We start from the raw sequence: 24,468 nt of genomic DNA, 5'->3' as shown, positions 1-24,468 counted from the left end.
CATGGGAGGAACCATGACCGCCGAGTCCGTAGAGCACCGCGTTCAATGGCCGGTGCCGCCGCTGGACGGATACACCGTGGACGACCTGTTCACGCTGCCGGATCTCCCGCCACACACCGAGCTGATCGACGGGAGCCTGGTCTTCGTGAGTCCGCAGCGCCGATTTCACGGCAACGTGGTCGACTTGCTCGTCTTCGGTCTGCGCAGCAGTGGCCTGCCTGCCGAGCTCAGGGTCAGCCGGGAGATGACCGTGATCCTCGACCGGCGCAACGGCCCCGAACCCGACGTGAGCGTGATCCGGACCAACGCAATCACCGGGCCGGACCAGACGAGCTATCAGGCCAGCGACGTGCTTTTGGCTGTCGAAGTAGTCTCCCCCGAGTCCGAGTCCCGTGACCGCACCACCAAGCCGCAGAAATATGCCGCTGCCGGGATCCCGAACTTCTGGCGCGTCGAGGCGAGCGGGACAAACGGCAGGCCCGTCGTCCACGTCTACGAAATTGACACGCTCACCCGGACGTATGTCCACATGGGCATGCATCGCGACCGCATCAAGGTCGACAAGCCGTACCCCATCGACATCGACCTGACGGCGATCGACGAACTCTGAGGCCTAGAGAACCGTCGCCCCCGCCACCGGCCCTGCCGCCGTCCGTACGCTGCGGCAGGTGCCGGACGCCCGCAGCGCCGCCGCCACCTTCTCCGCCGCCTCCGCATCCCGCGCGAGGAACGCCGTCGTGGGCCCGGAACCGGACACCAGCACGGCGAGCGCACCCGCCCCCCGCCCCGCCGCCAGCGTCTGTGCCAGCTCCGGGAACAGGGACAGAGCGGCAGGCTGGAGATCGTTGGAGACCGCCGCGGCCAGCGCCTCGGCGTCCCCCTTCGCCAGCGCCTGAAGCAGCTCCCCCGAAGCCACCGGCTCCGGAATCTCCCGCCCCTCGGCCAGCCGGTCGAACTCGCGGAAGACGGCCGGGGTCGACAGCCCCCGCTCGGCCATGGCGAACACCCAGTGGAAGGGGCCGCCGGCCTCCAGGGCCGTCAGCTGCTCACCGCGTCCGATACCCAGCGCCGCCCCGCCCACCAGGCTGAACGGCACATCGCTGCCCAGCTCGGCGCAGATCGCGAGCAGCTCGGCCCGGGAGGCCCCCGTGCCCCACAGCGTGTTGCACGCGAGCAGCGCGCCCGCGCCGTCCGCGCTGCCGCCGGCCATGCCGCCGGCGACCGGGATGTCCTTGGCGATGTGGATGTGGACGTTCGGCTCGATGCCCCGGCGTTCGGCGAGGGCGACCGCGGCGCGCGCGGCGAGGTTGGTGCGGTCCAGGGGGACCTGGTCGGCGTCCGGGCCCTCGCAGGTGACCCGGAGTTCCTCCGCGGGGGTCACGGTCACCTCGTCGTACAGACCGACGGCGAGGAAGACGTTGGCCAGGTCGTGGTACCCGTCGGCGCGGGCGGCGCCGACCGCGAGCTGGACGTTGACCTTGGCCGGGACGCGTACCGTGACGCTCACTTACCGCTCTCCTCGTGCTCGGTGTTCCCCGCGTCCCTGTGCTCGGCGATCCGCGCGAACTCCTCCACCGTCAGCGACTCGCCGCGCGCCTGCGGCGAGACCCCGGCCGCGACCAGGGCGGCCTCGGCGGCGGCGGCGGACCCGGCCCAGCCGGCCAGCGCCGCCCGCAGGGTCTTGCGGCGCTGCGCGAAGGCGGCGTCGACGACGGCGAACACCTCCTTCTTGGAGGCCGTCGTCTTGATCGGCTCGTCCCGGCGGACGAGCGAGACCAGCCCGCTGTCGACGTTCGGCGCGGGCCAGAAGACGCTACGGCCGATGGCTCCGGCCCGCTTGACCTCGGCGTACCAGTTGGCCTTCACGGACGGCACGCCGTACACCTTGTTCCCCGGCGCGGCGGCCAGCCGGTCGGCGACCTCCGACTGCACCATCACGAGGGTGCGCTCGATGCTCGGGAAGGTGTCGAGCATGTGCAGCAGCACGGGTACGGCGACGTTGTACGGCAGGTTCGCCACCAGCGCCGTCGGCGGGGGGCCGGGGAGTTCGGTGACGTGCATCGCGTCGGAGTGGACCAGCGCGAACCGGTCGGCGCGCGCCGGCATGCGCGCCCCGACGGTGGCGGGCAGGGCCGCGGCGAGTACCTCGTCGATCTCGACGGCGGTGACCCGGTCGGCCACCTCCAGGAGCGCCAGCGTGAGGGAGCCGAGCCCCGGGCCGACCTCGACGACCACGTCGTCGGGGCGGACCTCGGCGGTGCGGACGATACGGCGCACCGTGTTGGCGTCGATCACGAAGTTCTGGCCGCGCTGCTTGGTGGGACGGACACCGAGCGCTGCCGCGAGCTCACGGATGTCGGCGGGGCCGAGGAGGGCGTCGGGGGTGGGGCTGCTCACGGGACAAGGGTACGGGGGTCTGTCCGGCCGGATTGCCAGGTGCGCCCCCGGGGCTCCCCGGGGGCGCGGGGAACGGCGCGATCAGCCACGGCGCACTCGCACCCGCACCCGCACCCGGCACGACGTCACCCGTGCAGCTTGGTCCCGCAATGCGGCCATGGCGTCGCCCCTCGCCGCGTGTACAGCTTCTTCGCGCGGAACGTCTGCTCCTCCGCCGGTGCGTCCTGCGGGCGTCCGGAGCCGCCGAGGCTGTGCCAGGTGCGCGAGTCGAACTGGTAGAGGCCGCCGTACGTTCCGGAGGGGTCGACCGCGTTCGGGCGGCCGCCGGACTCGCAGGTGGCGAGGCCGTGCCAGTTCAGGTGGTCGGCGCCGGCGACGGAGGGCGGCAGCGGCTTGGTGCCCACCTTCACGATCTGCTTGCGCGGCTTGCGCACCACCTCGGAGGTCTCCCGGCGCGGCTTCTCCCGGACCCCGTTGACGATGCGCAGCAGGTAGGTGTCGCGGCGCAGCCCGGGCTGCCCCGCCTGTACGACGACCTCGGTGCCCTTGAAGAGGGAGGGGTCCTCGCTGCGCTCGACCGCGAACGGGATCTGCTCCTCGCGGATCTCCCGGGTGCCGCTGACCCGCAGCACGGTCACCGTCTGCCCGTCGCGCGGGAAGCTGTCGAGCGGCACGGAGGTGATGTCCTGGTCGTGCAGGCCGATCCCGGCCTCGTCGATGACCTCCCGGACGGTGGCGGCGTTGGTGCGCAGGGTGCGGGTCCGGCCGTCGGCCATGACCGTGACGGCGCGCTCGGTGCGCACGTCGAGCGTGAGCCCGGCGCGTCCGATGTTCCGGGAGCGCGAGGTGGACAGGTACGCGCCCTCCGCGCGCACTCCGAGCTCGTCCAGCGCTCCTTCCACCGTGTGCGCGGTCGTCCACACCTCCTGCCGCTGGCCGTCCAGGGTGAGCCGGACGGGGCGCCCGTAGCGTACGGCGACCGTGTCGCCGCTGGCGAGCGCCGTACCGGGGGCGGGCGCGACCATGTCGTGCTCGCCCACGGGCACGCGCTCGTCTGCGAGCAGTTCGCTGACGTCGTCGGCGAAGGTGTGCAGGGTGCGCTGCTTGCCGTCCACGGTCAGCTCCACCGCCTTGTCCTTGGCGACGAACGCCGTGGTGCCTCCGGCCAGGAAGGCCACGACCAGCGCCTGCGGCAGCAGACGGCGCACCGCGGACTCCGGGCGCTCGGCACAGCGCCCCCTGCGTCGGCGCGCGGCCCGGCCGCCCACACCGGCGGGCGCCTCGGGGCCGTACGCCCCTGCTTCGTCCAGCGCGCTGGTGGCCTGCGGCACAGCCGCCGCCTGCGGCACGCGCCCGCCCTGCCGGGGCAGGACCGGCTCGGTGACGAAGTACGCCTGCGCCTCGTAGGCGGGGCGGTAGGTGTCCTCGTACAGGCCGTACGGCTGGGTCTCCGCGGTGTACACGGAGGCGACGGGGCCGTACGGCTGGTACGGCCCCCATGTCTCGAACGTCTCGTACTGCGACTTGCTCACGCCGACACGCTCCAGAGGTGCCAGAGGGGTCCGGATCGGGCCCCCAGAACCTAGCGGAGTGGCCGTCACTCTCCAAAGCGACGCGACTACGTACTGTTGCCCGCCGAGCGTGCGCCCACCGCTCACAGGGGATCGGCGGCCGCCGCTCGAACGGGGGCTCAGTAGCCGAAGGCGCGAGCGGTGTTGGCGGCGAGGGCCGTCGCCAGCGCGTCCTCGTCGACACCGCGCACGCCGGCCATCGCACGGACGGTGACCGGGACGAGGTACGGGGCGTTGGGCCGGCCGCGGTACGGCGCGGGCGTCAGGAAGGGCGCGTCGGTCTCCACGAGGACCAGCTCCAGCGGGGCGACGGCGAGCGCGTCCCGCAGGTTCTGGGCGTTCTTGAAGGTGACGTTGCCTGCGAAGGACATGAAGTAGCCCTCGCGCGCGCAGATCCCGGCCATCTCGGCGTCGCCGGAGTAGCAGTGGAAGACGGTGCGCTCGGGCGCGCCCTCCTCCTTCAGGACGCGCAGGACGTCGGCGTGCGCGTCGCGGTCGTGGATGACGAGCGCCTTGCCGTGCCGCTTGGCGATCTCGATGTGGGCGCGGAAGGACCGCTCCTGGGCCGCCTTGCCCTCCGGGCCGGTGCGGAAGTAGTCGAGCCCCGTCTCACCCACGCCCTTGACCTGGGGCAGGCCGGCGAGCCGGTCGATCTCGGCGAGTGCCTCGTCCAGCGCCGCGTCACCGCCCGGCTCCCGGGCACCCTGCCGCGACCAGCCGTCGGGGTCGCCGTGGACGATGCGCGGGGCCTCGTTGGGGTGCAGGGCGACGGCGGCGTGGACGCTGTCGTGGGCGGCCGCGGTCTCGGCGGCCCAGCGTGAGCCCTTGATGTCGCAGCCGACCTGGACGACCGTCGTCACCCCCACCGACGCGGCCTTCGCGAGGCCCTCCTCGACCGTGCCGGACTGCATGTCGAGGTGGGTGTGCGAGTCGGCGACCGGAACGCGCAGCGGCGCCGGGAGCGGCGGCGCGGCGTTCTTGTCGCCCTTGGCGGTCTGACCGGCGTTCGAAGGCATGCCCCGATCCTACGAAAGGGGCATGCCCGCGGCGGCCGGCGATCCGCTCAGCTCGCCTTGCGGTGGAACGGGTGCAGCAGGTCGGACAGGTGCCAGTGGTGCGGTTCCTCGGGCTGCGCGGGCACCTCCGGCGCCTCGACCGGGCCCGCCTGCGGCACGGTGTGGTGCCGCTCGGCGGCGCCGCGCACCGACGAGACCTGCCCCGCGCGCATGATCCGCACCACGTGGCCGTCGCAGTTGTGGCAGCTGGGCCGGCTCAGCGGCGACGGCACGACCCGGCCGTCGGCCACGTACAGCACGAACTCCTGCCCTTCGGCATCCGTGTGGTGCTCTATCTCGTACGACTGCTCCCAGCCGTGCCCGCATCGCATGCAGGCGAACGAATACGACTCGTGAACGACGGCTGTGGCCGTACCGCGGAGGCCGGACTGCCCTGCGATCTCACTCATGCCAGCTCCTCTGGTTCCGCTGGACAAACGCCCCTGCGACCGGGGCGTCTCTTCAACCAGTGGACTCTTCCGCCGCCGCGAACGCAGCAGGGGCTGTCGAGTGTTGGAGGCGATTTGGCAGTTCCTTGCAGAAACCGCCCTCATCCACCCCATTGAGCTTTGCTTTCGGCGACAGCCTTTTGCCGTCCCATGGCCCATCCGCTCACAAGAGAACAGCCCTGCTCAGAGGCGATTTCTGCGGCGTTCCCCACCGGGCCGGACGCCCCTCACCCGCCGGCCCGCTTGGCCGCGACCACCGCGTCGAAGACGACCCTCTTCGGCACCCCCGCCTCGACCGCCACCGCGGCGATCGCCTCCTTGCGCCGCTCACCGGCCTCCTCGCGCACCCGCACCCGGCGCACCAGTTCCTCCGCGTCGAGCTCCTCCGGCCCGGCCTCCGGCGCCCCCTCGACCACGACGGTGATCTCCCCGCGGACGCCCTCCGCGGCCCACCGCGCCAGCTCCGCCAGCGGGCCGCGCCGTACCTCCTCGTACGTCTTGGTCAGCTCCCGGCAGACGGCGGCGCGCCGGTCGTCCCCGAAGACCTCGGCCATGGCGGCGAGGGTGTCGTCGAGCCGGTGCGGGGCCTCGAAGTAGACCAGCGTGCGCCGCTCGCCCGCGACCTCCCGCAGCCGGGACAGCCGCTCGCCCCCCTTGCGCGGCAGGAAACCCTCGAAGCAGAACCGGTCGACGGGCAGCCCGGACAGGGCGAGCGCGGTGAGCACGGCGGACGGCCCCGGCACGGCGGTGACCCGGATGTCCTGCTCCACGGCTGCCGCGACCAGCCGGTAGCCCGGGTCGGAGACCGACGGCATCCCGGCGTCGGTCACGAGCAGCACACGCGCGCCGCCGAGCAGTTCCTCGACCAGTTCCGGCGTACGCGCGGACTCGTTCCCCTCGAAGTACGACACCACGCGGCCCTTGGGTGTGACGCCGAGGGCCTGGGTGAGCCGGCGCAGCCGCCGGGTGTCCTCGGCGGCGACCACGTCGGCGCCGGCCAGCTCCTCGGCCAGCCGGGGCGGCGCGTCCGCGATGTCGCCGATGGGGGTACCTGCGAGGACAAGGGTTCCAGTCACCCGACCATCCTCCCAGGAACCACTGACAGCCCTGCCGGAAACCGACCGGTACCGCACATGCACGGGACTCGCACAGAACCGTTCCCTACGATGGCGCGGTGACCAGTACCGCGTCCTCCATGGACCTCCGGCAGGGCCAGATGCCGCACGACCAGCGGCCGTCGTGGCAGCAGCGGCTGCGCCGATTCGGGTACGTACCGGCCAAGGACGCGCCCTCGGGCGACGTACGCGACCGGCTGGTTCCGCCGTACGCCGAGCCGAGCCCCCGCCTGTGGCAGGCGCTCGGCGCCTCGCCGGTCCTGGCCGACCGGATCACCCGCTGGTCGGGCTGGGGCGGGCCGCTGCTGGTGACGCTGATGGCGGGCCTGATGCGGTTCTGGAACCTGGGCAGTCCGCGCGCGGTGATATTCGACGAGACGTACTACGCCAAGGACGCCTGGGCGCTCGTCCACCGCGGTTACGAGGTCAACTGGGACAAGAACGCCAACGACCTGGTGCTGCAGACGCACGGCCACCTCGCGATCCCGACGGACGCGGCGTACGTCGTGCACCCGCCGGTCGGCAAGTACGTCATCGGGCTCGGCGAGCTGGTGTTCGGGTTCGACCCCTTCGGCTGGCGGTTCATGACCGCGCTGCTGGGCACCCTGTCCGTCCTGCTGCTGTGCCGGATCGGGCGGCGGATGTTCCGCTCGACGTTCCTGGGCTGCCTCGCGGGCGCGCTGATGGCGGTGGACGGCCTGCACTTCGTGATGAGCCGGACCTCGCTGCTCGACGGCGTGCTGATGTTCTTCGTGCTGGCCGCGTTCGGCTGTCTGATCATCGACCGGGACCGGTCACGGCAGAGGCTGGCCGCCGCGCTGCCCGCCGGCCCGGACGGCCGGGTCCGCCCGCACGCGCGCGTGGCCGACACGTTCCGCTTCGGTCCGCGCCCCTGGCGCTGGGCGGCCGGGCTGATGCTGGGCCTCGCCATCGGCACCAAGTGGAACGGCCTGTACATCCTGGCCGCGTTCTGCGTGATGGCCGTGCTGTGGGACGTCGGCACCCGGAGGACCGCCGGCGCCCAGCGCCCTTACGCGGCGGCCCTGAAGTACGACACGGGTATCGCCTTCCTGGCGACGGTCCCGGTGGCGGTCGTCGTCTACCTGGCCTCCTGGACGGGCTGGATCCTCTCCCCCACGGACGGCACCGGCGGTTACTTCCGCAACTGGGCGGCCACCGACGGCAAGGGCGGCAGCTGGACGTTCCTGCCGGACTGGCTGCGCAGCCTGTGGCACTACGAGCACGAGGTGTACGAGTTCCACGTCGGCCTGACGTCCCCGCACACCTACCAGTCCAACCCGTGGAGCTGGATCGTGCTGGGCCGCCCGGTGTCGTACTTCTACGAGTCCCCGAACCCCGGCGCGGACGGCTGCCCGGCGGACGCCGGCCAGAAGTGCGCCCGTGAGGTGCTGGCGATCGGCACACCGGTGCTGTGGTGGGCGGCCTGCGTCGCGATCCTCTACGTGCTGTGGCGCTGGGCGCTGCGCCGCGACTGGCGCGCCGGCGCCGTCGCGTGCGGGATCGCGGCGGGTTATCTGCCCTGGTTCATGTACCAGGAGCGGACGATCTTCCTCTTCTACGCGGTCGTCTTCGTGCCGTTCCTGTGCCTGGCGGTGGCGATGATGATCGGCGCGATCGTCGGTCCCCCGGGCTCCTCCGACACCCGCCGGGTGGTGGGCGCGTCCGCGGCGGGCGTGCTGGTACTGCTCATCGCCTGGAACTTCATCTACTTCTGGCCCCTCTACACGGGCACGGCGGTCCCGATCGACTCGTGGCGGTCGCGGATGTGGCTGGACACCTGGGTCTGAGCCGTGGCCGCACGGGGGCGTCCCGCAGTCGGATTGTCGCAAGCCTGCTACGGATCGTCCGCGGACATCACCCTCTGAGGTGGGGACCTTAAGGTGAGTGCCGTCGTTGGGGAGTGTGAGGGCTACGGGGACCCCGGGGAAGGTACGGAGGATCTGAGGCTGTGGGCAAGAGAAGGCGCGTCGCCGAGCGACGGAAGACGACCGGTCCCGTCGTGCTCGGCGGGGTGATCGCCCTGGTCGTCGGCGGCGCCGCATGCGCCGTCTACGCGCTGACCGACGGCGGTGCCTCCACCGACGGGCGCGCGTCCGCCAGCGCCGACCACAAGGCCGTCAAGACCGGCCCGCTCAGCGCCGCCGAGGTCCACACGGCCTCCACCCGCTTCCTCACGGCGTGGCAGCAGGGCAAGGTCACCGAGGCGGCCGCCGCCACCGACGACGCCTCGGCCGCCGCCACGCTGCTCACCGGCTACGCCAGGGACGCGCACCTGAAGGGCGTCACGCTCACGCCGGGCGCGGCCAAGGGCGACAAGGTGCCGTTCTCCGTCAAGGCGACGGTGTCGTACCAGAAGCTGAGCAAGGCGCTGGCCTACGACAGTTCGCTGACCGTGGTGCGGCGGGCGAGCGACGGCAAGCCGCTGGTCGGCTGGCACTCCTCGGTCCTGCACCCGGACCTGAAGGACGGCGACACCCTGGTCACCGGCGCGTCCGGCACCCCGCCGATCAAGGCGCTGGACCGTGACGGCGGCGAGCTGACGACCGCCACGTACCCGTCGCTGGGCTCGGTGCTGGACGGGCTGCGGGAGAAGTACGGCAAGACGGCGGGCGGCAAGGCGGGCGTGGAACTGCGCGTGGTGCGCGGCAAGGCGTCGCAGAAGGCCGAGCTGTCCGACAAGACGCTCGTGGAGCTGAGCAAGGGCACCCCGGGCACGGTGCGGACGACGCTGAACCCCACCCTGCAGGCGGCGGCCGAGCAGCAGGTCGGCAAGCGGACGCAGGCGTCCGTGGTCGTCGTACGGCCCTCGACCGGGGAGATCCTCGCGGTCGCCAACAGCGGGCACGGCTTCAACGTCGCCTTCCAGGGCTCCCTCGCGCCCGGTTCCACGATGAAGATCGTGACGTCGACGATGCTGTTCGAGAAGAAGCTCGTCACCCCGGACGCGTCACACCCGTGCCCCAAGACGTACAAGCTCGCCGGCTGGACGTTCCACAACGACGCCGACTCCGAGATCAAGAAGGGCACGTTCAAGCAGAGTTTCGGGGCCTCCTGCAACAACGCCTTCATCAACTTCGCGCCGAAGCTGTCCGACGGCGACCTGACGAAGGAGGCCCAGCAGGTCTACGGCCTCGGCATGGACAACTGGGCCATCGGCGTCCCGTCGTTCGACGGTTCCGTCCCGGTGCAGAGCGGCGCGCAGATGGGTGCCTCGCTGATCGGGCAGGGCGGCGTGCGCATGAACCCGCTGAACATGGCGTCCGTGGCGGCGACGGTCGAGTCGGGCACCTTCCGCCAGCCGTACCTGGTGGCCCCCGAGGTGGACCACCGCACGCTGGCGAAGGCCGCGCGCACCATGTCGGCGGCGACGCAGTCCCAGCTGAAGGACGTGCTGCGGTACACGGCGATGTACGGCACGGCGGCCAAGGCGATGGCCGGGATGAGCGGGGACTACGGCGCCAAGACGGGCTCCGCCGAGGTCGACGGGCAGAAGAAGCCGAACGGCTGGTTCACCGCGTACCAGGGCGACCTCGCCGCCGCGGGCGTGGTCCAGGCGGGCGGCCACGGCGGTGACACGGCCGGACCGATGGTGGCGGCGCTGCTGAAGACGGGCGGCTGATCAGGTCCGTACGGGTTCCGCGGTGTAGGTGCGGCGCAGGAATCTGAGCAGGGCCTTCGAGTCGAACTGGACGACCTCGACACCGTTGTCGGAGTGGAACTCGACGACGGCCTGGACGCGCCCGCAGGGCCACACCCGTATCGCGCCGCTCTCGGCCGGTGCCCTGAGCCCGCGTTCCAGCAGTGCGCGGGAGAAGGTCCACTCGTGCGGGCCCGGCAGGCCGAACCGGACCGACCGGGGATCGCTGTCGGGGTCGTACCGCAAGACCACCGGTACGGCCCCCGGGTCCTCCTCGTCCGTGACGATATGGGCGCGCGCGTACTGCTCGATCACAGACATCATATCGCCCTTTCACGCTGAGTGACCCATACGGAAGCTTTTCGTCCGCTTTCACTCCAATGTCGCACATTTTCCGGCTTCCGCCCGCCGGAGCGGGCCGTCTCGCGGAACGGATGCACGACCACCTGGTTCTTGCAAATAGTTCGCAACAAAGCCCTAAAATCATCCGGTGCACGTACCTGACGGATTCATCGACGCCCCCACCTCCGCCGTCACCGCAGTGGTCGCCGCCGGCGCCCTCGCGGTGAGCCTGCGCGGCGCCCGCCGCGAGCTCGACGAGAGAACGGCCCCGTTGGCCGGCCTGGTGGCGGCGTTCATCTTCGCCGTACAGATGCTCAACTTCCCCGTCGCGGCCGGAACAAGCGGCCATCTGCTCGGCGGAGCGCTCGCCGCGATCCTCGTCGGCCCGTTCACAGGCGTGCTCTGCGTGTCCGTGGTGCTGCTGATGCAGGGTGTGCTGTTCGCGGACGGCGGGCTCACCGCGCTCGGCGTGAACATCACCGACATGGCGATCACCACCACGGTCGTCTCCTACGCCGTCTTCCGCGCGCTGCTCGCCGTCCTGCCCCGCAAGCGGCGCTCGGTGACCGTCGCCTCCTTCGCCGCCGCACTGCTGTCCGTGCCGGCCGCCGCGGTCGTCTTCACCCTCCTCTACGCGGTCGGCGGGACGACGGACGTCTCCCTCGGCAAGGTCGCGACCGCCATGGTCGGCGTCCATGTCCTGATCGGCATCGGCGAGGCCGCGATCACCGCGCTCACGGTGAGCGCGGTGATCGCCGTGCGCCCGGATCTCGTGTACGGGGCGCGCGGCCTGCGGCAGCGGCTCAAGCTGCGCGTGGACGGCGCACTCGTGGACGTTCCCGCCGCTCCCACGGCGCCCGTCACGGCGCGCGCCTCACGGCGCACGCTCTGGGTGACGGGCCTGGTCACCTCCCTCGTCCTCGCCGGATTCCTCAGCTTCTACGCCTCCGCGAACCCCGACGGCCTGGAGAAGGTCGCGCACGACAAGGGGATCGACAAGAAGGAGGAGAAGCACGCCGCCGCCGACTCCCCGCTCGCCGGCTACGGCGTCAGGAGCGTCTCGAACGCCCGCCTGTCCGGCGGCCTCGCGGGCGTGATCGGCGTCGGCGTGACCGTCGTGGCCGGCAGCGCGGTGTTCTGGGCGCTGCGCCGCCGGCGCACCGAGGACGTCTCCCCCGCCCACACCGGACTCTGAGATGGGAGCCGGACACGCGCACAGGCTGTACCGGCACGGGCACTCGCCCGTGCACGGTCTGCCGCCGCACACCAAGCTCGCCGCGGCCTTCCTGTTCGTGGTGGTCGTCGTGTCGACCCCGCGCGAGGCGATGTGGGCGTTCGCGGTGTACGCCGTCCTGCTCGCATGCGTCGCCCACCACGCGCGCGTGCCGGCCGGTTTCCTGCTGCGGCGCCTGCTGATCGAGGTGCCGTTCGTGGCGTTCGCGGTGCTCATGCCGTTCGTGGCGCAGGGCGAGCGGGTGCATCCGCTCGGCCTCTCGCTCAGCGTGAACGGCCTGTGGGGCGCCTGGAACGTACTCGCCAACGGCACGCTCGGCGTCGCCGCCTCCGTGCTGCTGGCCGCCACGACGGAGCTGCGCGAACTGCTGCTCGGGCTGCAGCGGCTGAGGCTGCCGGCGCTGCTCGTGCAGATCGCGTCCTTCATGATCCGCTACGGCGACGTCATCACCGACGAGATGCGCCGGATGCGGATCGCCCGCGAGTCGCGCGGCTTCGAGGCCAAGGGCGTACGGCACTGGGGCGTGCTCGCCAAGTCCGCCGGCGCGCTGTTCATCCGCTCCTACGAGCGCGGGGAGCGCGTGCACCTGGCCATGGTGAGCCGGGGGTACGCCGGCTCGATGCCGGTCATCGACGAGGTGACCGCGTCCCGCGCCCAGTGGTCGTACGCCCTCGCACTCCCGTGCACCGCCCTCGTCGTCTGTCTACTGGGATGGGTTCTGTGACACCTTCGCTGGAAGTGGCCGGACTGGCCTTCGCCTACCCGGACGGCCACCAGGCCCTGTTCGGTGTCGACTTCTCCATCGCACGGGGGGAGCGGGTCGCGCTGCTCGGCCCGAACGGCGCCGGCAAGACCACCCTGGTGCTCCACCTCAACGGCATCCTGGGCGGCGGCACCGGCACGGTGACGGTGTCCGGGCTGCCCGTCGGGGGGCGGCACATGGCCGCGATCCGGCAGAAGGTCGGCATCGTCTTCCAGGACCCGGACGACCAGCTGTTCATGCCGACCGTGCGGGAGGACGTGGCGTTCGGGCCGGCCGCGGCCGGGATCAAGGGGGCCGCGCTGGAGGAGCGGGTGCGCACCGCCCTGGAGCGGGTCGGCATGCAGGACTTCGCCGGCCGGCCGCCGCACCACCTGTCCTTCGGTCAGCGCCGGCGCGTCGCCGTGGCCACGGTGCTCGCCATGGAGCCGGAGATCCTCGTCCTCGACGAGCCGTCCTCCAACCTCGACCCGGCCTCCCGCCGGGAACTCGCCGAGATCCTGCGCTCCCTGGACGTCACCGTCCTCATGGTCACCCACGACCTCCCCTACGCCCTGGAGCTGTGCCCGCGCTCCCTCGTCCTCAGCGACGGCGTGATCGCGGCCGACGGCCCGACCGCCGAGCTGCTCTGCGACGAGGGGCTGATGCGGGCGCACCGCCTGGAGCTGCCGTTCGGCTTCGACCCGCGCTCGGTGGCGAAGGCGCGTCCGTGACAATGGGCGCGTGACGAACGAGGACCGCGCCGCCGAGGGGTCGCTGCTGCTGGACGACCAGCTGTGCTTCGCGCTGTACGCCGCACAGCGCGCCGTGACCGCCGCATACCGTCCACTTCTGGACGACCTCGGCCTCACCTACCCGCAGTACCTGGTGCTGCTGGTGCTGTGGGAGCGCGGCGAGACCAGTGTGAAGGAACTGGCGCGCGCCCTGCGTCTGGACTACGGGACCGTCTCGCCGTTGCTCAAGCGGCTGGAAGGGGCGGGCCTGGTCCGCAGGGAGCGCGCGGCCGGCGACGAGCGCTCGGTGCTCGTCGCGTGCACCGGGCGCGGGGAGGAACTGCGGGAGCGCGCGGCGCGTGTACCGGGCGCCCTCTTCACCACGACAGGCCTGGGCGCGCAGGAGGTCGCGCGGTTGCGCGAGGAGCTGTGGAGCCTCACCGAGCGCGCCGACGCGGCGGCCGACCGGCACTGATCTCGCGTTACCCCCGGTTGCCACCCCCACCTGGCGACTGCTGACCTACCGGCCAGTACCTTGTGCACGATGTACTTGTGCGCCACTTGTTCCGGGGGAGGCCGGCCATGACCGAGGACACCGCTGTCGACACCCGTCCGACGAAGATCATGTACGTCGCCGAGGCCACCGCCCACGGCGGTCGCGACGGCTATGTCACCAGCCAGGACGGCCAGATCGAACTGAAGGTCGCGATGCCTTTGGAGCTGGGCGGCGACGGCAACGGCACCAACCCGGAACAGCTCTTCGCGGCCGGCTACAGCTCCTGCTTCCACAACGCGCTGATCCTCGTCGGCAATCGCGCCGGCTACGACCTGAGCGGTTCCACGGTGGCCGCCAAGGTGGGCATCGGCCCGAACAGGCACCGCGGCTACGGCTCGCGGTCGCCCTCAGCGTCTCCCTGCCGGTCCTGGACCCGCAGGTGGCGGCCCAGCTGGTGGACTCGGCGCACGAGGTCTGCCCGTACTCCAACGCCACGCGCGGCAACATCGATGTAACGATCCTGCTGGGCTGATCCCACCGAGGAATCACAGGCTCACGGGCCGCGTTGCACCCGCTGTCGCAGGCGATGGGACAGTGATCGAAAGGACAGCGGGCGTGGACGTGAACGGCGCAGTGGCCGAGGGCTTCGAGCCGGTCAAGGAGGCGTTCGCAGCGAACTTCACGCTGCTCGGGGAGCGCGGCGCGGCCGTCGCCGTGTACCGGGACGGGCACAAGGTCGTCGACCTGTGGGCCGGCACCAGGGACGTGGACGGCACGGCACCCTGGGAGCCCGGCACCGCGCAGATCGTGCGCTCGGCGACCAAGGGGGTCGCCGCCGCCGCCCTCCTGCTCCTGCACCAGCGCGGCGAGCTCGACCTGGACGCCCCGGTCGGCGCCTACTGGCCCGAGTACAAGGCGGCCGGCAAGGAGCACACCCTCGTCCGGCACCTGCTCGCCCACCGCGCGGGCGTGCCCGTGCTGGACCGCCCGCTGACCCCCGCCGAGGCCACCGACCCCGACCTGGGCGCCGCGGCCGTCGCCGCGCAGGCACCGGCGTGGGAGCCGGGCACGGACCACGGCTACCACGCCCAGACCTACAGCTGGCTCACCGGCGAACTGATCCGGCGGATCACCGGCCGCCCGGTCGGCGCGTGGACCGCGGACGAGATCGCCGGCCCCGTCGGCGCGGACCTGTGGCTGGGCCTGCCGGAATCGGAGCACGCGCGCGTGGGCCGCGTCGGCCCCGTGGAGGCACCCGAGGCCGCGGGCGGCCTGAAGACCAGGCCCAAGCGCGCGGTGGCCGAGGCCTACGCCGACCCCGAGTCGCTGACCCGGCGCGCGTTCGCCGCGATCACCCCGCTGCCCGACGAGAACGATCCCGCCTACCGCGCGGCCGCCCTGCCCGCCTCCAACGGCATCGCCACCGCCGACGGGCTCGCCCGCTTCTACGCCTCGCTCATCGGCGAGGTGGACGGCGGCACGCGGCTGTTCACCCCCGAGACCAGGGAACTGGCCCGCACCGAGCAGTCCGCGGGGCCGGACCGGGTCCTGGTGGTCGGCACCCGGTTCGGCCTCGGCCACATGCTGCACGGCGCGGCGTCCCCGCTGCTCTCCCCCGGCTCCTTCGGCCACCCCGGCCGGGGCGGCGCCCTGGCTTTCGCCGACCCGGAGACCGGCATCGCCTTCGGCTATGTCACCAACGGCTTCAGGAAGAGCGTGACGGCGGACCCGCGGGCGCAGGCGCTGGTACGGGCGGTACGCACGGCGCTCGCGTAGCCGCTCGCGCAGTGCCGTGACGTCACACGTTGATCGTGTGCGAGGTCCGTCCGGACTCCGCGTCGATCTCGTCGTGGGCCTTGGTCAGCAGTTGCATGGCCAGTTCGTTGAGGGCACGCGCGCCGGCGATCTCCTCGCCGACCCTGGGCTGGTTGGAGTCGACGCGGTGCCGGGTGGCGTGGCCGTGCGCGCGCACCTCGGTGCCGTCGGGCAGGCGCACCAGGGCCGCCGCGCGCGTTTGCTGATCATCCTCCATGAACTCCAGCTCGACGTGCCAGCCGACAGCGGTGTGCATCATGACGACCACCTCCGAAGAACCGCTGCAGAACGCTTCTTCCAGGGTGCGCCCCGGCACCCCGGCCCGTCATGTCGACGTCCGCCCTACTCGGCCCGGTCCTCGAAGCTCGCGAAGTACGCGGCGGCCATGTCCTCGTCCGCGTGCCCCTGGGCGGCGGCACGGGCGAGCCGGTCCGCGGTCGCGGCGGCGAGGTCCAGCCGTACGCCGGCGCGCTCGCCGGCCTGGACGATGAGGCGGGCGTCCTTCTCGGCGGTGGCCACCGCGAACGACGCCGGGGACAGCTTGCCGTCGAGCACCAGCGCGGCCTTGGCCCGCAGGTAGCCCATGTCGAGCGGGCCGCCCTCGATGAGCTCGAAGAAGCCCTGCGGATCCACGCCGAGGGCCTGGGAGAGGGCGAGCACCTCACCGGTCGCCGCGGTGGCCGCGAGCACCCAGCTGTTGGCGACCAGCTTCAGCCGGCTGGCGCTGCCGGCGCCGCCGTCGGTCCCGGTCCACGTGGTCTTCGCGCCGACCGCCTCGAACACGGGCGCGACCGTCTCCCGCCCCTCCTCGGGCCCGGCGGCCAGCACGGTCAGCTGACCGGCCTCGGCGGGCCGGCGGGTGCCGAGGACGGGAGCGTCGTAGAAGACGAGTCCGTGCTCGCGGGCGAAGGCGGCCAGGTCGGTGATCAGCTCGATCCCGGCGGTGGTGCACTGCGCCCACACCGTGCCGGGTCGCAGTGCCGGTGCGGCCTCGCGCATGACGTCGAGGACGGTGTTGCCGTCGTACAGCATCGTCAGGACGACGTCGGCGCCCTCGACGGCCTCGGCGGGCGTGCCGGTGATCCGTGCGCCGTCGGCGGCGAGCGGCTCGGCCTTCTCGCGCGTACGGTTCCACGCGCGCACGTCGAGCCCCGCACGGCACAGGTTCCGGGCCATCGCGGCCCCCATGATGCCGGTACCCAGAACGCTGACGGTCGGTTTGTCGGTCATTGACGGCTCCCTGTCGTCCCTGTCGCTGCCCCGTGCCCCCGCAACCGGGATACCTACCCCACGTGCATCATCAACCCGATGCCCACCACCAGCAGCCCGGCGGCCGCGATTCTGGGTGCCCCGAAACTCTCCTTGAACAACAGCGCGCCGATCGCGGCCCCGACGATGATCGAGGACTCGCGCAGGGCGGCGATCGGCGCGAGTTCGGCGCGGGTCTGGGCCCACAGCACCAGGGCGTACGCGGCGACGGACAGGACCGCGCCGAGGAGGCCGAGGGCCGCGTACGGCCGGAGCAGGCGGACGGTGCCGGCCCGCTCGCGTGCGTACAGGTAGCCCGGGACGACCACTCCCTGGATGGCCATGAGCCAGGCGATGTACCCGAGCGGCGCGTGCGCGGCCAGTACACCCAGGCCGTCGATCACCGTGTACACCGCGATCGTCAGTCCGGTCGCGAAGGCCGCGCCGATCGCCGCCCAGTCGGGTCGGCTTCCGCGCAGCCCCCACAGGCTGACGCCCATGAGTCCCACGCAGGACACGGCGATCCCGGCCAGTGCCCAGTTCCCGGGCACCTCGTGCGCGAAGAGGGCGGCCAGCACGGTGACCACGAGCGGGGCGCTGCCACGCGCGATGGGATACGCCTGCCCGAAGTCACCGAGCCGGAACGACGTCATGAGCAGGGCGTAGTAGACGATGTGCACGACCGCCGAGACCAGCAGGTACGGCCAGGCGGGCCCGGCCGGGAAGCCCACGAACGGCGCGATCGCGAGGCCGATCAGCACCCCGCCGCCGGAGATCAGGGTGAATCCGACCAGCTTGTCGGTGATGCGGTGCGCGATGGCGTTCCAGCAGGCGTGGGTCACCGCGGCGAGCAGGACGGCGGCTGCGACGAGCGGCGTCACGCGGTCTGCTCGCGCACGTCCACGCGTGGGGGGTGGGCTGCGGACTCGTCGGCGCCAGTGGCGGCTGTCGTCGTCATGCCGGGCACGCTACGGCATCGCCGTCGCCGCGCTCACGGGGTTTTGCCCGGCGGCGTCGGCAGCCGTGAGCAGCAGGAAGCCGGTGAGGGTGCGGCCCCGTCCCCAGGGGCACCCTCACCGGCCGCTCTGCGTCAGGAGCGGTACGTCAGGCGCGTACCAGCTCCCTCTCCTCGTCGGGGTCGGCCTGCTTGCGCAGTCCCTCGCCCTCGACGTCGACGTTGGGCAGCGCGCGGTCGAGCCACCTGGGCAGCCACCAGGCCCGCCTGCCGAGCAGCGCGAGGACCGCCGGGACGATGGCCATGCGGACGATGAACGCGTCGAAGAAGACGGCGATCGCGAGGCCGAAGCCGATCATCTTGACCATCGCCTCGGTGGAGCCCATGAAGCCGGAGAAGACGGCGATCATGATGACGGCGGCGGCCGTGACGACCCGCGCGCCGTGCTTGAAGCCGGTCACCACGGCCTGGCTGGGCTTCTCCCCGTGGACGAACGCCTCCCGCATCCGGGTCACGAGGAAGACCTCGTAGTCCATCGCGAGGCCGAAGACGACGCCCACCATGAAGATCGGCATCATCGACATGACCGGGCCGGTCTGCTCGACGTTCATCAGGCCCGACAGCCAGCCCCACTGGAAGACGGCGACGACCGCGCCGAGGGCCGCGAGCACGCTGAGCAGGAAGCCGAGGGCCGCCTTCAGCGGGACGAGGACCGAGCGGAACACCACGATCAGGAGCAGGAACGCGAGGCCGACCACCAGCGCCAGGTAGGGCAGCAGCGCGTCGTTCAGCTTCTGCGAGACGTCGATGTTCACCGCCGTGGAGCCGGTGACCAGCAGCCTGGAGCCGGTCTTCTCGGCGATGCCCGCACCCTTGTCCCGGATGGCGTGCACCAGGTCCTCGGTCGTCTTGGAGGACGGCTTGGACCCGGGTACGACGGTGATCGTCGCCGTGTCACCGGCCTTGTTGGCCACGGCCGGGGTGACCGTGACGACGTCCTTCAGGCCCTTGATCTCGTCGCCTACCTCGGTGAACGCCTTCTTGGGGTGGGCGCTGTCCTTGGCGTCGACCACGACCATCAGCGGGCCGTTGAAGCCGGGGCCGAAGCCCTCGGAGAGGAGGTCGTAGGCGCGGCGCTGGGTGGTGGCGGTCGGCTGGGAGCCGTCGTCGGGCAGGCCCAGTTCCAGGGAGGCGGCCGGGATCGCCGCCGCGCCGAGGCCGAGCACGCCGAGCAGCAGGACGGCGACCGGGCGCCGTACGACGAAGCTCGCCCAGCGGGTGCCCATGTTGGGCCGGCCCGGCTTCTTCGGCGTACGGCCGCCGCCGAGCAGCTTGCTCTTCTCGCCCGCCGGCTTGACCTTGCGGCCCGCGTAGCCGAGCAGCGCCGGGATCATCGTGAGCGCGATGAGGACGGCGATGGCGACCGTGCCCGCCGCCGCGATGCCCATCTTGGTCAGCATCGGGATGTTGACGACCGACAGGCCGACCAGGGCGATGACGACGGTGAGACCGGCGAAGACCACCGCCGAGCCCGCCGTGCCGACGGCCCGTCCGGCCGCCTCCTCGCGCTCGCGGCCCTCGGCCAGCTCGGCGCGGTAGCGGGAGACGATGAAGAGGGCGTAGTCGATGCCGACGGCCAGGCCGATCATGGACGCCAGGGTGGAGGTGGTGGTGCCCAGGTCGAGGGCGCTGGCGAGCGCGGTGATCGTCGAGACGCCGATGCCGACGCCGATGATCGCGGTGAGCAGCGGGAAGCCCGCCGCGAGCAGCGAGCCGAAGGTGATGACGAGGACGACGGCGGCGATCGCGATGCCGATGACCTCGCTGGAGCCGGTCTCCGGGGTGGCGCTGAGCGCGTCACCGCCGATCTCGACGGTCAGCCCGGCGTCCCGCGCGTGCCGCGCGGCCGCCTTCAGGGCGTCCTTGGAGGAGTCCTTCAGCTCCATGCCGGAGACCTTGTACTTCACCGAGGCGTAGGCGATCGTGCCGTTCCTGCTGACGGCGTGTCCGGTGTAGGGGTCGGCGACGGAGACCACCTCGGAGCCGCTCTTCAGCTCCTTCACCGTCTTCTCGACGGTCGCCTTGTTGAGGTGGTCGGTCATCTTCTCGCCGCTGGGCGCCTTGAAGACGACCCGCGCGGTGGCGCCGTCGGCGCTCATGCCGGGGAAGCGCTGTTCCAGCAGGTCGAAGGCCTTCTGGGCCTCGGTGCCCGGGATGGAGAAAGACGTGTTGCCGGCGGCCGGCGCCGAGGCGGCGCCCACTCCGGCGAGGGTGAGCAGCGCGACCCATATGAGGGCGACGAAGTGCCGTCGCCTGAAGGCGAGCCGGCCGAGTTTGTAGAGGAACGTGGCCACGGAGGCGTACTCCCGGTCAGGTCGTGGGTTCATCAGGGCAAGGGTGATCAGCCCGACGACGTGAGCGGTGACGTCAGGTGGTGGGCTTGCTGGGGAGGGGGTTCAGCTGGGGGTGACGCCGAGGGCGGGGAGGACCACGGCGTCGATGTACGACAGGAGGAAGGCCTGCGTCGGCGGCTGTTCGTCGATGAGCGAGCGGGCGGCGAACCCGCCGATCATCATGTGCATCACGTAATTGATCGCCGGGTTGTCCGCACGGATCTCGCCCCGGTCGACCGCCCGCTGAAGCACGCGACGGAACTCCGCCAGCTCCGGCTCGATGAGATGGTCCTTGAAGGCCTTCAGGAGGTCCGGGTTGCCGTGGACGGCCATGGCCAGACCGCGCATCAGCGCGGAGTTCTGCTCCATCTGGCAGTCGTCCGAGCGCAGGGTGAGGGCGTGCAGATCACCCCTGAGCGATCCGGTGTCGACCCGGTCGGCGGAGCCGCCGGGCTTGTTGTGCCGCACCGCCTTGGCCACCAGCTCGGCCTTGCCGCCCCACTGGCGGTAGAGCGTGGCCTTGCTGGAGCGGGTGCGGGCGGCGACGGCGTCCATGGTGAGGGCGTCGTAGCCGACCTCCCGGAGCAGGTCGAGCACGGCCTCGTACAACTCGGCCTCGCGTTCGGGCGTGATCCGACTACGCCGCGCCGTTGCGACGACCTCAGTCATGCCACTCACCTTCCCGCTCCGGAGCCTCCTGCGCGTACACCATGAAGATACCCCCCGAGTGAGCGAAACGAAACCGTTTCGTACGTGCCTTGGATCACGAACGTCAAGGGCGCATAAGTTGCTGCACCCCCGCGGGCGGAAAAGCATGGGGAGGTGAGCTATCTGCGCTTCCCCCACCTCAGCGGCGACCTGCTCTGCTTCGTGGCCGAGGACGACCTGTGGCTGTCCCCCCTCGACGCCCCGGGCCGGGCCTGGCGGCTCACGGTGGACCGTACGAAGGAGGGCCACCCCCGGTTCTCGCCCGACGGCCGCCGCATCGCCTACACGAGCTGGCGCAGCCTCGTGCCCGAGATCCACCTCGTCGACGTCGACGGCGGCCCCGCACGGCAGCTGACGTACTGGGGCAGCGCCGACACCCAGGTCTGCGGCTGGACCCCGGAGGGCGACATCCTGGCCGTCGCCTCCCACGGCGAGCCCTTCTCCTACTTCACGTGTGCCTACAAGGTGACCACCGACGGCGACCCCGGCCGCAAGCTGCCCTGGGGGCCGGTCTCCGACATCCAGGTCGCCGACATCGACGGACAGCACAAGACCCTGCTGCTCACCGGCACCCCACCGCACGAGCCGGCCTCCTGGAAGCGCTATCGCGGCGGCGCGATGGGGCGCCTGTGGCTGCACGGGGAGCAGCTCGTGCCCGACATCGGCGGCCATCTGGCCTGCCCCATGTTCGTCGCCGGCCGGATCGCCTTCCTCTCCGACCACGAGGGCGTCGGCAACCTCTACTCCTGCGCCTACGACGGCACCGACCTGCGCCGCCACACCGACCACGACGCCTTCTACGCCCGGCACGCCTCCAGCGACGGCAGCCGGGTGGTCTACCAGTGCGCCGGCGACCTGTGGCTGGTGGACGACTTCGCCCCGGACGCCGTACCGCGCCGGCTGGACATCCGCCTCGCCGGACCGGCCACCGGGCGCCGCCGCTACCCGGTGCCGGCCGCGCAGAACGTCGACGGCATCTCCGTGGACGACACCGGCCGGGCCAGCGCCGTCGTCGTCCGCGGCAGCCTGTACTGGCTCACCCACCGCGACGGCCCCGCCCGTACGATCACCGACTCGTCCGGGGTTCGGGTACGGCTGCCGGAGATGCTGGGCACGACGGGGCAGGTGGCGTACGTGACGGACGCCGAAGGCGAGGACGCCGTCGAGATCGCCCAACTCCCCCGCGCGACCGGCGACCGCGCGACGCGCCGGGTGGCCACCGGCGCACTGGGCCGCGTCCTGGAGATGGTCTCCGATCCGGAGGGGGAACGGCTGGCGATCGCGTCGCACGACGGGCGGTTGCTGCTGATCGATGTGGCGGAGCCGGAGGGGACGCAGGTGTCCGCTGATTTCGGTGAGGGTTCTGCTGGTTCCGGTGACTCCGGTGGATCCGGTGCGGCCGGTGCCGGGGGTGCCGCCGATACCGCCGATGATTCCGGTGCCGCCGATGATTCCGGTGCTGTCGATGATTCCGGTGCCGCCGGTGACTCCGGTGCCGCCGGTGTCGGCGAACCCGTGACCGAGCTGATCCGTTCCGTCAACGGCCCCGTCCGCGACCTCGCCTTCTCCCCGGACGGCGCCTGGATCACCTGGTCCCACCCCGGCATCGGCCGTTCCCTGCGCCAGATCAAGCTGGCCCGCATCAAGGACCGGCTGATCGTGGACGTCACCAACGGCCGCTTCGAGGACGAGAACCCCGTCTTCACCCGCGACGGCCGCTATCTCGCCTTCCTCTCCTGGCGCGGCTTCGACCCGGTCTACGACGTCCACACCGGCGACCTCTCCTTCCCGCTCGGCTGCCGCCCGTACCTGGTCCCGCTGAACTCGGCGACCCCCTCCCCCTTCGCCCTGAACCCGGAGGGCCGGCCGGCGGCGGGCGGGCTCGACCCGGTCGAGGACGAGGAGACGGGCGAGGGCGGCACGGTGACCGTGGAGGTGGAGGGCCTGGCCAACCGGGTCACCCCGTTCCCCGTGATCGCCTCCAAGTACTCGGGGCTGTCCCCCGTCGCGGGCGGCGGTCTGGTCTGGCTGCGCTGGCCGATCTCCGGCGCGCTCGGCGAGACCTTCGTCAACCCGTCCGACATCAGCGGCCGTCCGACTCTGGAGTACTTCAACCTCACCAAGGCGAAGAAGTCCGAACTGGTCGACCACCTGGACTGGTTCGCGGTCAGCGGCGACGGCACCCGCCTGGTCGTCGTCGACGAGGGCGACCTGCGCGCGGTCCCCTCCACCGAGATGGGCGACAGCGACACGACCGTCTGGATCGACCTGCGCCGCATCCTCCACGTCGCCGACCCGCCCGCCGAGTGGCGCCAGGCCTACGACGAGGCGGGACGGCTCATCCGCAGCTACTTCTGGGACCCGGGCATGAGCGGCATCGACTGGGACGCGGTGCTCGACCAGTACCGTCCCCTCGTCGAACGGGTCGCTTCCCCCGACGAGTTCGCCGATCTGCTGAGGGAGGTCCTCGGCGAACTGGGCACCTCGCACGCCTACGTCACCGCCGCCCGCCGCAACGAGGGCCCGCCCCACTACCAGCGATGGCAGGGACTCCTCGGCGCCAACTTCGTACAGCGGAACGGACACTGGCTGGTCAAGCGCATCCTGCCCGGCGACTCCTCCGACTCCAAGGCCCGCTCACCGCTGGCCGGCACGGGCATCCGCGAGGGCGCCGTCCTCACCCACGTCGACGGCCGCCCGGTCGATCCCGTGACCGGTCCCTATCCGCTGCTCGCCGGCTCCGGCGGTACGACCGTGGAGCTGACGTTCACCCCGGCGGAACCCTCGGCGGAAGGGGAGCCGGGCCGTTCCCGGCGGGTCGCCGTCGTCCCGCTCGTCGACGAACGGCCGCTGCGCTACCAGGACTGGGTCGCCAAACGGCGCGCCGTCGTACGGGAGTTGAGCGGCGGCAAGTGCGGCTACCTGCACATCCCCGACATGGGCGGCTCCGGCTGGGCCCAGTTCAACCGCGACCTGCGCATGGAGGTGTCCCGGCCGGCCCTGATCGTGGACGTGCGCGGCAACGCGGGCGGCCACATCAGCGAACTCGTCATCGAGAAGCTGACCCGGACGATCCTGGGCTGGGACCTGACGAGGGACGCGCAACCGGTGTCGTACATGTCGAACGCGCCGAGGGGCCCGGTCGTGGCCCTGTGCGACGAGGCGACGTCGTCGGACGGCGACATGATCACGGCCGCCTTCAAGCTGCTGAAGCTCGGCCCGGTGGTCGGCCAGCGCACCTGGGGCGGCGTGGTCGGCATGACCGGCCGCCACCGCCTGGGCGACGGCACGGTCATCACGGTGCCGATGAACGCGGCCTGGTTCGACGCCTACGGCTGGTCCGTGGAGAACCACGGCGTCACGCCCGACCTGGAGATCATGCGCACCCCCCTGGACTGGGCGGAGGGCCGCCACGCCCAGATGGACGACGCGGTACAGCTCGCGCTGGAGCTCCTGGAGTCCAACCCGGCGGCGATCCCGCCCGACTACACCGACACCCCCGACCGGACCCGCCCCAAACTCCCGCCCCGCCCCGCGTCGTAGCAAGGGCACCCTCCCG

General features: G+C 71.9%; 21 protein-coding genes and 1 pseudogene. 10 read left to right on the top strand and 12 right to left on the bottom strand.

From position 1 onward, the window contains the following. Positions 1-13 precede the first annotated feature (13 nt). Complete coding sequence (locus ACZ7HQ_RS21105; protein WP_470991828.1) at positions 14-610, top strand: Uma2 family endonuclease; 597 nt, start codon at positions 14-16, stop codon at positions 608-610. A gap of 3 nt (positions 611-613) precedes the next feature. Here the strand turns inward: ACZ7HQ_RS21105 and ACZ7HQ_RS21100 are convergent, their stop codons facing one another. The 6 genes from ACZ7HQ_RS21100 to rsmI form a co-directional block, all read right to left on the bottom strand. Continuing rightward, on the bottom strand, positions 614-1,507 hold the full coding sequence (locus tag ACZ7HQ_RS21100; protein ID WP_470991825.1) for a 4-(cytidine 5'-diphospho)-2-C-methyl-D-erythritol kinase: 894 nt from the start codon (positions 1,505-1,507) through the stop codon (positions 614-616). Continuing rightward, positions 1,504-2,397, bottom strand: a complete 894-nt coding sequence (gene rsmA / locus ACZ7HQ_RS21095) for a 16S rRNA (adenine(1518)-N(6)/adenine(1519)-N(6))-dimethyltransferase RsmA (protein ID WP_470991822.1) — start codon at positions 2,395-2,397, stop codon at positions 1,504-1,506. The genes ACZ7HQ_RS21100 and rsmA overlap by 4 nt, the downstream gene beginning before the upstream one ends. A gap of 125 nt (positions 2,398-2,522) precedes the next feature. Continuing rightward, entirely contained in the window at positions 2,523-3,929 is a 1,407-nt protein-coding gene (locus ACZ7HQ_RS21090) for a ubiquitin-like domain-containing protein (RefSeq protein WP_470991819.1), read from the bottom strand. Positions 3,930-4,087: 158 nt separating this feature from the next. Further along, complete coding sequence (locus ACZ7HQ_RS21085) at positions 4,088-4,984, bottom strand: TatD family hydrolase (protein ID WP_470991816.1); 897 nt, start codon at positions 4,982-4,984, stop codon at positions 4,088-4,090. Positions 4,985-5,031: 47 nt separating this feature from the next. After that, the gene (locus ACZ7HQ_RS21080; protein ID WP_470991813.1) at positions 5,032-5,433 is read right to left on the bottom strand and encodes a hypothetical protein; all 402 of its coding nucleotides are present in this window, start codon (positions 5,431-5,433) and stop codon (positions 5,032-5,034) included. Positions 5,434-5,699: 266 nt separating this feature from the next. Beyond that, complete coding sequence (rsmI, locus tag ACZ7HQ_RS21075) at positions 5,700-6,548, bottom strand: 16S rRNA (cytidine(1402)-2'-O)-methyltransferase (RefSeq protein ID WP_470991810.1); 849 nt, start codon at positions 6,546-6,548, stop codon at positions 5,700-5,702. Between the two features lie 98 nt (positions 6,549-6,646). Here rsmI and ACZ7HQ_RS21070 point away from each other — a divergent pair, with 98 nt between their 5' ends. Further along, positions 6,647-8,395, top strand: coding sequence for a dolichyl-phosphate-mannose--protein mannosyltransferase (locus ACZ7HQ_RS21070; protein ID WP_470991807.1), 1,749 nt, complete (start codon positions 6,647-6,649; stop codon positions 8,393-8,395). Between the two features lie 161 nt (positions 8,396-8,556). Further along, a complete protein-coding gene (locus ACZ7HQ_RS21065; protein WP_470991804.1) occupies positions 8,557-10,227 on the top strand; it encodes a penicillin-binding transpeptidase domain-containing protein in 1,671 nt (556 codons plus the stop codon). Here the strand turns inward: ACZ7HQ_RS21065 and ACZ7HQ_RS21060 are convergent, their stop codons facing one another. Beyond that, positions 10,228-10,566 (bottom strand): SsgA family sporulation/cell division regulator, encoded by a 339-nt coding sequence (locus ACZ7HQ_RS21060; RefSeq protein WP_470991801.1) that lies wholly within the window; start codon positions 10,564-10,566, stop codon positions 10,228-10,230. 169 nt (positions 10,567-10,735) lie between these two features. Between ACZ7HQ_RS21060 and ACZ7HQ_RS21055 the strand changes: the two genes are divergently transcribed. From ACZ7HQ_RS21055 to ACZ7HQ_RS21030, 6 genes and pseudogenes are all read left to right on the top strand, one after another. Further along, positions 10,736-11,782 carry an energy-coupling factor ABC transporter permease gene (locus ACZ7HQ_RS21055; RefSeq protein ID WP_470991798.1) on the top strand — a complete coding sequence of 349 codons (1,047 nt, stop codon included), beginning with the start codon at positions 10,736-10,738 and terminating at the stop codon, positions 11,780-11,782. Between the two features lies 1 nt (position 11,783). Further along, positions 11,784-12,545 (top strand): cobalt ECF transporter T component CbiQ, encoded by a 762-nt coding sequence (gene cbiQ, locus ACZ7HQ_RS21050; RefSeq protein ID WP_470991795.1) that lies wholly within the window; start codon positions 11,784-11,786, stop codon positions 12,543-12,545. Next, entirely contained in the window at positions 12,533-13,294 is a 762-nt protein-coding gene (locus ACZ7HQ_RS21045) for an energy-coupling factor ABC transporter ATP-binding protein (protein ID WP_470991792.1), read from the top strand. The genes cbiQ and ACZ7HQ_RS21045 overlap by 13 nt, the downstream gene beginning before the upstream one ends. 10 nt (positions 13,295-13,304) lie before the next feature. Further along, positions 13,305-13,769, top strand: coding sequence for a MarR family winged helix-turn-helix transcriptional regulator (locus ACZ7HQ_RS21040; protein WP_470991789.1), 465 nt, complete (start codon positions 13,305-13,307; stop codon positions 13,767-13,769). A 107-nt stretch (positions 13,770-13,876) separates the two neighbouring features. After that, a pseudogene (locus ACZ7HQ_RS21035) lies at positions 13,877-14,322 on the top strand (organic hydroperoxide resistance protein). Between the two features lie 83 nt (positions 14,323-14,405). Further along, positions 14,406-15,566 carry a serine hydrolase domain-containing protein gene (locus ACZ7HQ_RS21030; protein WP_470991786.1) on the top strand — a complete coding sequence of 387 codons (1,161 nt, stop codon included), beginning with the start codon at positions 14,406-14,408 and terminating at the stop codon, positions 15,564-15,566. 22 nt (positions 15,567-15,588) lie between these two features. Here the strand turns inward: ACZ7HQ_RS21030 and ACZ7HQ_RS21025 are convergent, their stop codons facing one another. The 5 genes from ACZ7HQ_RS21025 to ACZ7HQ_RS21005 form a co-directional block, all read right to left on the bottom strand. Then, positions 15,589-15,864: a DUF1876 domain-containing protein gene (locus ACZ7HQ_RS21025; RefSeq protein ID WP_470991783.1), complete on the bottom strand. Its 276-nt coding sequence runs from the start codon at positions 15,862-15,864 to the stop codon at positions 15,589-15,591. A gap of 83 nt (positions 15,865-15,947) precedes the next feature. Beyond that, entirely contained in the window at positions 15,948-16,835 is an 888-nt protein-coding gene (locus ACZ7HQ_RS21020) for an NAD(P)-dependent oxidoreductase (protein ID WP_470991780.1), read from the bottom strand. 53 nt (positions 16,836-16,888) lie between these two features. Then, a complete protein-coding gene (locus ACZ7HQ_RS21015) occupies positions 16,889-17,734 on the bottom strand; it encodes an EamA family transporter (protein ID WP_470991777.1) in 846 nt (281 codons plus the stop codon). Between the two features lie 223 nt (positions 17,735-17,957). Then, entirely contained in the window at positions 17,958-20,162 is a 2,205-nt protein-coding gene (locus ACZ7HQ_RS21010) for an MMPL family transporter (protein ID WP_470992274.1), read from the bottom strand. A 102-nt stretch (positions 20,163-20,264) separates the two neighbouring features. Beyond that, the gene (locus ACZ7HQ_RS21005; RefSeq protein ID WP_470991774.1) at positions 20,265-20,870 is read right to left on the bottom strand and encodes a TetR/AcrR family transcriptional regulator; all 606 of its coding nucleotides are present in this window, start codon (positions 20,868-20,870) and stop codon (positions 20,265-20,267) included. Between the two features lie 153 nt (positions 20,871-21,023). Between ACZ7HQ_RS21005 and ACZ7HQ_RS21000 the strand changes: the two genes are divergently transcribed. Further along, positions 21,024-24,452 carry a S41 family peptidase gene (locus ACZ7HQ_RS21000; protein WP_470991771.1) on the top strand — a complete coding sequence of 1,143 codons (3,429 nt, stop codon included), beginning with the start codon at positions 21,024-21,026 and terminating at the stop codon, positions 24,450-24,452. Positions 24,453-24,468: the final 16 nt, after the last annotated feature.

The sequence above is a fragment of the Streptomyces sp. NPDC037290 genome (assembly GCF_055603245.1).
Note: the sequence above shows the minus strand (reverse complement) of the source record. Positions and strands in the feature narration are given on the sequence as shown.

Coding starts and splice junctions, on each gene's coding strand:
- ACZ7HQ_RS21105 (WP_470991828.1), top strand. CDS start 14: ATGACCGCCGAGTCCGTAGAGCACCGCGTTCAATGGCCGGTGCCGCCG.
- ACZ7HQ_RS21085 (WP_470991816.1), bottom strand. CDS start 4,984: ATGCCTTCGAACGCCGGTCAGACCGCCAAGGGCGACAAGAACGCCGCG.
- ACZ7HQ_RS21080 (WP_470991813.1), bottom strand. CDS start 5,433: ATGAGTGAGATCGCAGGGCAGTCCGGCCTCCGCGGTACGGCCACAGCC.
- ACZ7HQ_RS21060 (WP_470991801.1), bottom strand. CDS start 10,566: ATGTCTGTGATCGAGCAGTACGCGCGCGCCCATATCGTCACGGACGAG.
- cbiQ (WP_470991795.1), top strand. CDS start 11,784: ATGGGAGCCGGACACGCGCACAGGCTGTACCGGCACGGGCACTCGCCC.
- ACZ7HQ_RS21045 (WP_470991792.1), top strand. CDS start 12,533: ATGGGTTCTGTGACACCTTCGCTGGAAGTGGCCGGACTGGCCTTCGCC.
- ACZ7HQ_RS21025 (WP_470991783.1), bottom strand. CDS start 15,864: ATGATGCACACCGCTGTCGGCTGGCACGTCGAGCTGGAGTTCATGGAG.
- ACZ7HQ_RS21020 (WP_470991780.1), bottom strand. CDS start 16,835: ATGACCGACAAACCGACCGTCAGCGTTCTGGGTACCGGCATCATGGGG.
- ACZ7HQ_RS21005 (WP_470991774.1), bottom strand. CDS start 20,870: ATGACTGAGGTCGTCGCAACGGCGCGGCGTAGTCGGATCACGCCCGAA.